Here is a 10,878-nt window from a genome sequence, read left to right as displayed (position 1 = left end):
CAGCCCCGGCCGGCCCGTGGCGCCCAGCGCCGCGAAGGCCAGCCCCTGCAATGCGATCACCAAGACGACGGCCGCCGCGCCGAACGGTCCGGTCGAGCCGTCGCGCATCACCGCCAGGGCGCGTTCCGGCGGGCCGTAGCAGCCCAGCCCGTCGGCCGTGTCGGCGACGCCGTCGATGTGCAGCCCGCGCGTCGCCGCCAGCAGCGCCGCCACCGCCAGCAGGCCCGGCAGCGCGCTGGAGATCGAGCCGGGCGGCCCGAACACGTGCGCCCCGCCCCACACCACGGCCGCGGCCAGCGCCCCCAGGGCGGCGCCCACCACCGGCAGCGCCGTCATGGCCCCGCGGCCCATCGGCGCGTTGCGCGAACCCGGGACGGGCAGAACCGTGCCGAACGCGAAAGCCGTTGCCAGCGAACGTATCACGGCGGGGGCGCGGTGCGGTCCGAGACACCGGCCTGGGTGAAGGTGGCCATCGACGACAGCGTGGCGACCGCGGCGCGCAGTACCGGCAGCGCGAGCGCGGCGCCGCTTCCCTCGCCCAGCCGCATCCGCAGGTCCAATATCGGCTCCAGCCCGAGCTCGGTCAGCGCCAGGGCATGGCCCGGCTCGGTGGACCGGTGACCGGCCTGCCACCACAGCCGGGCGCCGGGGGCCAGCCGCTCGGCGACCAGCGCGGCGGCCGTCACCGCCATCCCGTCGAGCAGCAGCGGGGTGCGCCGCACCGCGGCCTGCGCGCAGAAGCCCGCCATCGCGGCCAGGTCGGCGCCGCCGCCGCGGCGCAGCAGCGCGACCGGGTCGGGCAGCACCTGCCGCGCACGGAACAGGGCGTCGCGCACCGCGGCCGTCTTGCGGGCCCATGCGGCGTCGTCGATCCCGGTGCCGAAACCCACCACCGCCACGGGCTCGGCGTTGGTCAGCGCCGCCACCAGCACCGCCGCCGGGGTGGTGTTGCCGATCCCCATGTCCCCGGCGACCAGCAGGTCGGCGCCGGCGTCGACCTCCTCGTCGGCGATGGCCCGGCCCGCGGCGATCGCGGCGACGGTCTCGTCGTCGGTCAACGCGTCCTCGACGGCGATGTCGCCGCTGCCGCGCCGCACCTTGTGGGCGCCGATTCGCTCGGTCAGCGCGTCACCCGCCACCGCCAGGTCGGCGACCCGCACGGTCGCGCCCGCGAGGTCGGCCAGGACGTTGATGGCCGCCCCGCCGGCGTCGAAGTTGGCGACCATCTGGGCGGTCACCTCCGGCGGGTAGGCCGACACCCCGGACCGGGCGACGCCGTGGTCGCCGGCGAACACCACCACCCGGGCGCGCTCGAATTGCCTTGGCGGACAATGCCCTTGGCAGGATGCAATCCATGCCGACAGGTCCTCGAGGCGGCCCAGCGCACCCCTCGGCTTGGTCAGGGTGTCCTGGCGGGCGCGGGCGGCCGCGGCGACGCCCGCGTCGGGCGGCGATACCGGGGCGAATTCCATCACGTCCCCGGGGTCTTGATCGGCACCGCCTGGCCGGCCACCACCAGCACCACCCGGTCGCACAGCTCGGCGACGCGCTGGTTGAGGCTGCCGAGCTCGTCGGCGAACCGGCGCCCCGACGCGGTGGCCGGGACGACGGTCAACCCCACCTCCGGGCTGACCAGCACCAGCGTGGAGCCGAACGCGCCGACCGCGGCGAGCATGTCGTCGACGGGCGCCGTCACCGACCCGCCGTCCCAGCCGTGGTGGCGGTCCAGCGTGCCGGTCAGCCAGCCGCCCAGGTCGTCGACCAGCGTCGGGGTGCCCGGCGACCCGCGCAATTGGCTTGCGATGTCATCGGTTTCGACCGTCGACCAATGCCCGGGACGGCGGCCGCGGTGCTCGGCGACCCGGTTCGCCCAGGCCGCGTCGCCGTTCCCGGCGGGCCCGGGGGCCAGATAACAGACCGGCTGGCCGGCGGGCAGCGCCTCGGCGATCGCGTCCTCCGCCCACCGGGATTTGCCCGACCGGATCCCGCCGAGCACCAGCGTGCGCACCGCGCTCAGGCGACTTTCCGGCGGCGGCTATCCGACATCGCCGCCGCGCTTGACTTGGGGCCGCGGCGTGCGCAGCCGCCGCATCTGCGACGCCCGGCTGGCCGCGTACAGGCCGAGCTTCCAACGGCTTTCGGTGTTGTCGGGGAACTTCGCGTCCACCAGCTTGCTCACCTTGCGGCCCAGCAGGAGCCCGTCGGCCATCATCACGGCCATCAGCACCAGCATCGCCGGGGACACGTAGAGCTGCAGCTGCGGGGTGGTGAACATGGCGAACATCAGAAACAGCGTGGCCGGCATGAACAGGCCCAGCAGGTTGCGCCGGGAGTCCACCACGTCGCGCACGTAGCGCCGGATCGGGCCCTGGTCGCGCGGCAGCAGGTACGCCTCGTCGCCGGCCATCATGCGTTCGCGCCGGTTGGTCATCCGGGCGCGGTTGGCGACCCGGTCGGCCTTGCGCTCCTCGCGGCTCAGCTTGGGCCCGGCCAGGGATTTGCGGCGGGCCCGCGCCTCCGCCGCGGTCATCGGTGCGGGCGCGACCGGCCCCTTGCGCGCGGTGCGCCGCGCCTCGTTGCGCTTGGGTGTCGGCCGGCCCTTCGGGCTCGTCCCGCGCGATCCGCCGGACGGCGCCTCGGGGGTGCCGGTGGCGTCGAGCGCGCCCGCGCCGGCGTCGGCGTCTTCGTCCTGGCCCTTCTTACGGCCCATCAACTTCACAGAGGCCAGGTTACTTCGCGGCCGACCGGCCCCGGAATTGGCTTGGAATGCCTTGCTATTAGACCTGCGTCAGCGCCTCACTTGGCCCTACTCTTACCAGTGATGAACGGCTGCCTGTGATGGACGACGGCACCATGGCCTCGGACGATGCTGCGTTGGGCCTCGCTCCCGGCCGCCTGCAGCTGCCCGCCATGCTCGTCCTGGTCGCCCCGGATTGCTACGGCGACAGCATGACGGCCGTGGAGGCCGCCGCGGCCATCGCGACCGGGTGGACCCGGTGCCGCCCGGGCGACCGGTTCATCGTCGCCCCACAGTCCGACGGCGGCCCGGGATTCGTCGAGGTGCTCGCCAGCCGGCTGGGGGGCAAGACCCGGCGCCTGCGGGTGTCCGGGCCGCTGTCCACCATGGTCGAGGCCAAGTGGGTGTTCGACGCCGGCACGACGACCGCCTACCTGGAATGCGCGCAGGCCTGCGGGCTGGCCCTGCTGGGCGGCCCGCCGACCCCGGAGACCGCGATGGCCGCCCACAGCAGGGGAGTGGGCCAGCTGATCGCCGAGGCGCTGCGGGCGGGGGCGACGCGGATCGTGGTGGGGCTGGGCGGCAGCGCGTGCACCGACGGCGGGCAGGGGATGATCGCCGAGCTGGGCGGCCTGGACACGGCCCGCCGTCAGCTGGCCAACGTGGAGCTCGTCGCCGCGTCCGACACCGAATACCCGCTGCTCGGGCCGTGGGGGGCGGCCCGGGTGTTCGGGCCGCAGAAGGGGGCGGACACCGTCACCGTCGCGGCCCTGGAAGTCCGGCTGCAGGCGTGGGCGCTCATCCTGGAAGCGGTGGCCGGCCGCGACGTCAGCGCCGAACCGGGCGCGGCCGCCGCCGGCGGCATCGGCGCCGGACTGCTGGCGCTCGGCGGCCGGTGCGAGTCGGGCGCGGCGATCATCGCGCATCACACCCGGCTGGCCGACGACCTGGACATGGCGGAGCTGATCGTCACCGGCGAGGGCCGGTTCGACGAGCAGTCGCTGCACGGCAAAGTGGTGGGATACCTCGCGGACGCGGCCCGGCCGCGGGGCGTGCCGGTGATCGTGCTCGCCGGCCAGGTCGGCCTGGACAACGCGACGGTGCGCTCGGCGGGCATCATGGCGGCCCTGTCCATCGCCGACCACGCCGGATCGGTGCGGCTGGCGCAGGCCGACGCGGCCAATCAGCTCATGGGTCTGGCGTCGGTGGTGGCGGCGCGGCTCGGGAATAGCGGTCCCGCAAGGTACCGTTGATGCAGTGGGCTGTTTCCGGGCGGATCGGGCCGCCTAACGCCAGACCGGCGGGCTCGAGCCGGAACGGGCCCACCCAACGATGAGGCATGTAGGAGAAGCAATGACGGTGCAAAACGAGTCGAGCGCCAAGACGCACGGCGTGATCCTGACCGAGGCCGCCGCCACCAAGGCCAAGTCCCTGCTGGACCAGGAGGGACGGGACGACCTGGCGCTGCGTATCGCGGTCCAGCCGGGCGGCTGCGCAGGGCTGCGCTACAACCTCTTCTTCGACGACCGGACGCTGGACGGCGACCTGACCGCCGAGTTCGGCGGTGTGACGCTGACGGTGGACCGGATGAGCGCGCCCTACGTGGAAGGCGCGTCCATCGATTTCGTCGACACCATCGAGAAGCAGGGCTTCACGATCGACAACCCCAACGCCACCGGCTCGTGCGCCTGCGGCGACTCGTTCAACTGACCGGGTAGCCGCGCGCGGGGGCCGCGCTCAATACGAGCCCCCCGTGCGCAGCACGTACGAGCACACCATGATCTCGCCCCGCTGGAACAGCAGCTGGGCGATGCCCTGCAGTTCGCCGCGCAACGGGCCACCGGCCGCGGGGGCCGCCTTCATGGTGAACAGCGCCTGCGCCTGGTACTGCGACAGGTAGACGATCTTGTCGACCGAGGTCACCTCGACCTGGGAGAACTGCTTGCGGAACGCGTCGCTGCTCAGCTTCGCCAACGCCTGGTCGGACCGCTTGTCGCGGACGGCGTCGTACATGCCGCACAGCGCGTTGCGCTCGATCTCCGGGATGTCGCGGTGGTCGAGGGCGTCCAGGTAGCCCTGGATGGCCGTCTTGGCCGCCCCTTCGGAGAACGTGGCGCCGGTGTTGGCCCCGTTGGTGCGGACGCCGTAGACGATGGCCACGGTCAGGGCGGCCACCAGCGCGACGGCCAGCAGGATCCCGACGACCAGTCGCCGCTTGGACCGTCGCTGCGGGTAGGGCATCGACGGGGGCGGCTGACCGGCATAATTGGCCGGGCCGACGTCGACGGCGCGGGGGTCGGTGGGGAACTCGAGGGGCTGAGCTTCGGCCGGGGGCTGGGGCCCGCTGGGTCCGCCACCGCCGACAGTGTGGTTCGGCGAGTGCGGACCTGCCATCGTGGTTCTCCTACGGTGGTAGACGGGACGGTGGTAGACGGAACCTTTTGACGGGGTCGGTGCGGGATACCCCAAACCAGCGTCGTGGTCCCGGCGACTCGGCGAGTTCCCTAGGGAGGCTAGCGCACCGCTTCGCCTCGACCGCGGACACAACGACGGTCCAGACGCGTGCGTAAGCTAGATAACCTTACTAACGAAGGGCGGAGACATTCGTGACGATCGCGGTGACAGGTTCGATTGCGACCGACAATTTGATGCGGTTCCCCGGCAAGTTTTCCGAGCACCTGCTGGCTGAGCACCTGCAGAAGGTATCGCTCAGTTTCCTGGTCGACGATTTGGTGATCCACCGCGGCGGCGTGGCGGGGAACATCGCGTTCGCGATCGGCGTGCTCGGCGGGGACGTGGCGCTGGTGGGCGCGGCCGGGGCCGACTTCGACGACTACCGCCAATGGTTGCAGTCGCACGGCGTCAACTGCGACAACGTGCTGATCTCCAAGACCGCGCACACGGCGCGTTTCACCTGCACCACCGACGTCGACATGGCCCAGATCGCGTCGTTCTACCCGGGCGCCATGTCGGAGGCGCGCAACATCAAGCTGGCCGACGTGGTGTCGTCCATCGGTGAGCCGGAGCTGGTGATCGTCGGGGCCAACGACCCGGACGCGATGGTGGTGCACACCGAGGAGTGCCGCAAGCTCGGCCTGTCCTTCGCCGCCGACCCGTCCCAGCAGTTGCCCCGGCTGTCGGGTGAGGAGATCAACAAGCTCGTCGACGGCGCCGCCTACCTGTTCACCAATGACTACGAATGGGAGCTGCTGCTCAACAAGACCGGCTGGTCGGAGGCCGACGTGCAGGGCAAGGTCGGCCTGCGGGTGACCACGCTCGGCCCCAAGGGCGTCGACATCGTCGAGCCCGACGGCACCACCACCCACGTGGGCGTGGTGCCCGAGACCAGCCAGACCGACCCCACCGGCGTCGGCGACGCGTTCCGGGCCGGCTTCCTCACCGGGCGCAGCGCCGGCCTGAGCCTGGAGCGCTCCGCGCAGCTCGGCTCGCTGGTCGCCGTGCTGGTCCTGGAGTCGACCGGGACCCAGAATTGGGGCTGGGACCGCGCGAGCGCCGTCAGTCGGTTGGCCGGCGCCTACGGCGACGACGCGGCCAACGAGATTGCCGCGGTCCTCGCCTGACCCCGGCCACCAGACGCAAAATCGCATGGCGCGGCGCTGCCGCGCGCGATTTTGCGTCTGCTCGCGGCGGCGGGAGGTGCCCCCAGCTCGCGGCGAAACCGTCAGAGCTGCACGGGATATACCGGCTCGCTGATTTCCGGCACCACGCTGTGGTCGACGAAGATCGCGTGCCACAGCATGAAGATCAGCAGCGTCCACAGCCGGCGGCTGTGATCGCTGACCCCGTTGCGATGCTCGTCGAGCATGCGCCGGACCGCGACCAGGTCCACCAGCTCACCGGCCTGCGAGGACGCCGCCAGCCCGTAGGCCCAGTCCAGCAATTCGCCCGCCCGCAACCAGTGCCGGATCGGCACGGGGAAGCCGAGCTTGGGCCGGTGCAGCACGTGCGCGGGCACGATCGGCTCCAGCGCCCGCCGCAGCGCGTACTTGGTGGTGGTGCGGGTGATCTTGGCCTCGACCGGTAGCCGCGAGGCGACGGCGAACACCTCGGGGTCCAGGAACGGCACCCGCAGCTCCAGCGAGTTGGCCATCGTCATCTTGTCCGCCTTGACCAGGATGTCTCCGCGCAGCCAGGTGAACAGGTCGACGTGCTGCATGCGGGCCACCGGGTCCCAGCCCGCCGACTCGGCGTACAGGGCGGCGGTGACATCGGTGTGGGTCCAATCCTCGCGGAAGCCGGGCAGCACGTCGCGCAGCTGGGCGTCGGAGAAGCTGCGGGCGTTGCCGTAATAGCGCTCCTCGAGCGTCAGCGAGCCGCGGTGCAGCAAGCTCTTGCCCCGCATGCCCTCCGGCAGCGGCTTGGACACCTTGCCCATGGACCGCCGCAGCGGCCGCGGCAGATAGTCGAAGGGCTTGAGCGACAACGGTTCCCGGTAGATGGTGTAGCCGCCGAACAGCTCGTCGGCGCCCTCCCCGGACAACACCACCTTGACGTGCTTGCGGGCCTCCCGGGCGACGAAGAACAGCGGCACCAGCGCGGGGTCGGCCACCGGCTCGTCGAGGTACCAGACGATCTCGGGCAGGGCGGCGACGAATTCGTCCGGGTGCACCACCTTGGCGACGTGGCGGGCGCCGATCGCCTCCGCCGACGCCACGGCGACGTCGATCTCCGAGAAGCCCTCGCGCTCGAAACCGGTGGTGAAGGTGATCAGGTTGGGGTTGTGCCGGATCGCCAGCGCCGCGATCGCGGTGGAGTCGATGCCCCCGGACAGGAACGCCCCGACGGTGACGTCGGCGCGCATGTGCTTGGCCACCGAGTCCTCGAGCACGGCGGTGATCTCGTCGTAGCGGGCCTGTTCGGTGTCGCGGGTGATCGGGGTGGCGGCGAAGCGGGGGACGAAGTAGCGGGTGACCTCGGGCTCCCGCCCCGGCCGAATCCGCGCGGAACAGCCCGATTCGAGCCGGCGCACCCCGCGGTGCAGCGTCTCGGGCTCGGGCACGTACTGCAGCACGGTGTAGTGCTGCACCGCCCGCTCGTCGATCGCGGTGTCGAATCCGACCAACTCCGCCAGGTCCAGCAGGCATTTCTTCTCGCTGGCCACCGCGGTGCCGCCCGGGCCGGTCGCCATGAAGAGCGGCTTGATGCCGAACGGGTCTCGGGCGCAGAACAATTCGAGGGTGGCGGTGTCCCACAGAGCGAAGGCGAACATGCCGCGGAGCCGGGTGAGCACGGCCGCGCCCCAGTAGTGGAAGCCGGCCACGATGGCCTCGCCGTCGCCGTCGGTGGCGAACACCGCGCCGTGCGACGACGACAGCTCGTCGCGCAGCTCGAGGTAGTTGTAGATCTCGCCGTTGAACACCAGCACGTAGCGGTCGGGGGCCTCCGGCGGCCCCCACCGCAGCGGCTGGTGCGAATGGGCGATGTCGATGATCGACAGCCGGTTGAAGCCGAAGACGACGGTCCCGTCGGCGCCCGGGTCCGCCCAGGTGCCCGGTTCGTCCGGCCCCCGGTGGCGCATCAGGTGCGACGCGCGCGCGATGGCGTCGTCGGCGCGGGCGGCAGCCTCGTCGGTGGCACCTTCGGTGGCACCGTCGGGGGCAGCGACGAACGCCAGCAGACCACACACGGCGCCCCAGTATGCCGCACTTCGGGTGCGCGCGCGGCGGTCGCACCCGGCACGTCCCCGAATGGCCGGGCGGCCCGGCGGGCCGGGGTTTCGTCGCTCGGGTCAGCGGCGTGGTCTACGCTGCGTAGTATTCGATAAACGAGCAGGAGGCGCCGACGTGACACCTCGCGAGCAGGTCCGTTCGCAACGTTTGTCGCAGGGCAGGTTTCAGGGCCGTTTCGGCAGCCGGTCCGGCGGCGTTCGGCACGGTATGTCCCGTCGTCTGCGGCCGCTGGCGCTGGCCGCGACGTTCGGTGTGTTGGCGTTGACCCTGAGCGGATGCAGCTGGGAGGACGTCCTGGGCCTGGGGTGGCCCAAGGGCATCACCCCGCAGGCCCACTACAACCGCGAGCTGTGGCTCGGCGCGACGATCGCCTCGCTGGTCGTCGGCGTGATCGTGTGGGGCCTGATCTTCTGGGCCTCCGCCTTCCACCGCAAGAAGGCCACCGACACCGAGCTGCCCCGGCAGTTCGGCTACAACATGCCGCTCGAGCTGGTGCTGACGGTGACGCCGTTCCTGATCATCTCGGTGTTGTTCTACTTCACGGTGGTCGTGCAGGAGAAGATGCTGCATCTGGACAAGGACCCCGAGGTGGTGGTCGACGTCACGGCCTTCCAGTGGAACTGGAAGTTCGGCTATCAGCGCGTCGACTTCAAGGACGGCACACTGACCTACGACGGCGCCGACCCGGCGCGCAAGAAGGCGATGGTGTCCAAGCCCGAGGGCAAGGACGCCCACGGCGAGGAGCTGGTCGGGCCGGTGCGCGGCCTGAACACCTCCGACCGCACCTACCTGAACTTCGACAAGGTCGAAACGCTGGGAACCAGCGACGAGATCCCGGTGCTGGTGTTGCCCACCGGTAAGCGGATCCAGTTCCAGTTGGCGTCCGCGGACGTCGTCCACACGTTCTGGGTGCCCGAGTTCCTGTTCAAGCGCGACGTGATCCCGAACGCCGAGGCGAACAACTCGGTGAACGTCTTCCAGGTCGACGACATCAGCAGGACCGGCGCCTTCGTCGGGCACTGCGCCGAGTTCTGTGGCACCTATCACTCGATGATGAACTTCGAGGTTCGCGTGGTGCCGCCCAACGACTTCAAGGCTTACTTGCAGCAGCGCATCGACGGAAAGAGCAACGCCCAGGCATTGCAGGCGATCGGTCAGGCACCGCTCGCGGTGTCCACCCACCCGTTCGACACCCGCCGGGGCCAGTTGGCCGGAAGCCAGCAGTAGGTTAGGACACCAAATGCATATTGAAGCCAGGCTTTTCGAATTCGTCGCCGGGTTTTTCATTGTGGTTGCGGTGCTTTACGGCGTGCTGACCGCGCTTTTCGCCACCGGAGGCGAGGAGTGGGCGGGCACGACCGCGCTGGCGCTGACCGGGGGGCTGGCCATGATCGTGGCCACCTTCTTCCGGTTCGTCGCGCGCCGGATCGATACGCGGCCCGAGGACTACGAGGGCGCCGAGATCAGCGACGGAGCAGGTGAATTGGGCTTTTTCAGCCCGCACAGCTGGTGGCCGATCCTGGTCGCCCTGTCGGCGTCGGTGAGCGCGGTGGGCATTGCCCTGTGGCTGCCGTGGCTGATCGCCGCGGGGGTGACGTTCGTCCTCGCGTCGGTGGCGGGGCTGATCTTCGAGTACTACGTCGGCCCCGAGAAGCACTGATTCGAGAGTCAAGGTCACAATCCGATCACGTGATCTGTGGCCGGTTCGCCAGGACTTCTTTGCCCCCCTGTGTTCGGTAGTGTTTTGCCCAGGCAATTGACAATTTCTCAAGCGCGCGCGCAGCGACATGGCCGCGGCGCCCCGCGCGCTGGTGAGGCAGTCGGACAGGGCAGGACAGGATGAGCGGGCCGAAACCCCCGGAATGGGAACCTGAGGAACCCGATTCCGTGAACGAGGCTCCCCACCAACCGGATTCCGACGGCGAGCCCGCGGACGCCCACGTCGGCGCCGGGCACGAACCCGGTGACGAGCTCGAACCCTTCGACGGCGACGCCGAGCCGGCGGCCGACCAGACCGGGCAGACCGACGCCTATTCGCGCGCCTATTCGGCTCCGGAGTCGGAGCACTTCATCAGCGGGCCGTACCTGCCGGCCGATCTCCGGCTCTACGACTACGACGCCTTCGACGAGGCGGCCGACGCCGAGGACGAACACGGCGCACCCCGCTGGCCGTGGGTGGTCGGGATCGCCGCCATCGTGGCCGCCATCGCGCTCGTCGTCTCGGTGTCGCTGCTGTTCGCGCGCACCGACACCACCAAGCTGGCCAACCCCAACACCACCACCGTCCCGTCGACGCCGCCGATGCAGGACGAGATAACCACCACCAAACCCCCGCCCCCGCCGCCGCCACCGCCGCCACCGCCCACGACCGAACCGCCGCCCCCGACAGCAACGGAGACACAGACCGTGACGGTGACGCCTGCCCCGCCGCCGCCACCGCCGGCGCCCGCC

11 protein-coding genes and 1 pseudogene are annotated in these 10,878 nt (G+C 70.9%); 6 read left to right on the top strand and 6 right to left on the bottom strand.

The window, feature by feature from the left end:
• From HMPREF0591_RS21830 to HMPREF0591_RS21815, 4 genes are all read right to left on the bottom strand, one after another.
• Window positions 1-423 (bottom strand): adenosylcobinamide-GDP ribazoletransferase (locus HMPREF0591_RS21830; RefSeq protein ID WP_007170835.1); only part of this gene is annotated, 423 nt, incomplete at its 3' end.
• Window positions 420-1,475 carry a nicotinate-nucleotide--dimethylbenzimidazole phosphoribosyltransferase gene (gene cobT, locus HMPREF0591_RS21825; protein WP_085981705.1) on the bottom strand — a complete coding sequence of 352 codons (1,056 nt, stop codon included), beginning with the start codon at window positions 1,473-1,475 and terminating at the stop codon, window positions 420-422. The genes HMPREF0591_RS21830 and cobT, both read right to left, overlap by 4 nt.
• Window positions 1,472-2,008: a bifunctional adenosylcobinamide kinase/adenosylcobinamide-phosphate guanylyltransferase gene (locus HMPREF0591_RS21820; RefSeq protein WP_007170833.1), complete on the bottom strand. Its 537-nt coding sequence runs from the start codon at window positions 2,006-2,008 to the stop codon at window positions 1,472-1,474. The genes cobT and HMPREF0591_RS21820 overlap by 4 nt, the downstream gene beginning before the upstream one ends.
• 27 nt (window positions 2,009-2,035) lie before the next feature.
• Window positions 2,036-2,719: a DUF3043 domain-containing protein gene (locus HMPREF0591_RS21815; protein WP_007170832.1), complete on the bottom strand. Its 684-nt coding sequence runs from the start codon at window positions 2,717-2,719 to the stop codon at window positions 2,036-2,038.
• A 191-nt stretch (window positions 2,720-2,910) separates the two neighbouring features.
• On the opposite strand from HMPREF0591_RS21815, the gene HMPREF0591_RS21810 reads away from it, so the two are divergent.
• Together HMPREF0591_RS21810 and HMPREF0591_RS21805 are read left to right on the top strand one after the other, a co-directional pair.
• A complete protein-coding gene (locus HMPREF0591_RS21810; protein WP_040623692.1) occupies window positions 2,911-3,990 on the top strand; it encodes a glycerate kinase family protein in 1,080 nt (359 codons plus the stop codon).
• Between the two features lie 100 nt (window positions 3,991-4,090).
• The gene (locus HMPREF0591_RS21805) at window positions 4,091-4,447 is read left to right on the top strand and encodes a HesB/IscA family protein (RefSeq protein WP_007170830.1); all 357 of its coding nucleotides are present in this window, start codon (window positions 4,091-4,093) and stop codon (window positions 4,445-4,447) included.
• 27 nt (window positions 4,448-4,474) lie between these two features.
• Here the strand turns inward: HMPREF0591_RS21805 and HMPREF0591_RS21800 are convergent, their stop codons facing one another.
• Window positions 4,475-5,131 carry an Rv0361 family membrane protein gene (locus HMPREF0591_RS21800; protein ID WP_007170829.1) on the bottom strand — a complete coding sequence of 219 codons (657 nt, stop codon included), beginning with the start codon at window positions 5,129-5,131 and terminating at the stop codon, window positions 4,475-4,477.
• Window positions 5,132-5,343: 212 nt separating this feature from the next.
• Between HMPREF0591_RS21800 and HMPREF0591_RS21795 the strand changes: the two genes are divergently transcribed.
• Window positions 5,344-6,318 (top strand): carbohydrate kinase family protein, encoded by a 975-nt coding sequence (locus HMPREF0591_RS21795; RefSeq protein ID WP_007170828.1) that lies wholly within the window; start codon window positions 5,344-5,346, stop codon window positions 6,316-6,318.
• A 101-nt stretch (window positions 6,319-6,419) separates the two neighbouring features.
• Here the strand turns inward: HMPREF0591_RS21795 and asnB are convergent, their stop codons facing one another.
• Entirely contained in the window at window positions 6,420-8,384 is a 1,965-nt protein-coding gene (gene asnB / locus HMPREF0591_RS21790; protein ID WP_007170827.1) for an asparagine synthase (glutamine-hydrolyzing), read from the bottom strand.
• A gap of 157 nt (window positions 8,385-8,541) precedes the next feature.
• Here asnB and ctaC point away from each other — a divergent pair, with 157 nt between their 5' ends.
• From ctaC to HMPREF0591_RS21775, 3 genes and pseudogenes are all read left to right on the top strand, one after another.
• Window positions 8,542-9,654, top strand: a complete 1,113-nt coding sequence (ctaC, locus tag HMPREF0591_RS21785) for an aa3-type cytochrome oxidase subunit II (protein WP_007170826.1) — start codon at window positions 8,542-8,544, stop codon at window positions 9,652-9,654.
• Between the two features lie 13 nt (window positions 9,655-9,667).
• The gene (locus HMPREF0591_RS21780; protein WP_007170825.1) at window positions 9,668-10,087 is read left to right on the top strand and encodes a cytochrome c oxidase subunit 4; all 420 of its coding nucleotides are present in this window, start codon (window positions 9,668-9,670) and stop codon (window positions 10,085-10,087) included.
• A gap of 179 nt (window positions 10,088-10,266) precedes the next feature.
• Window positions 10,267-10,878, top strand: a pseudogene (locus tag HMPREF0591_RS21775) (MmpS family transport accessory protein); the annotation flags it as partial.

Source organism: Mycobacterium parascrofulaceum ATCC BAA-614 (assembly GCF_000164135.1).
Taxonomy (GTDB): domain Bacteria; phylum Actinomycetota; class Actinomycetes; order Mycobacteriales; family Mycobacteriaceae; genus Mycobacterium; species Mycobacterium parascrofulaceum.
Note: the sequence above shows the minus strand (reverse complement) of the source record. Positions and strands in the feature narration are given on the sequence as shown.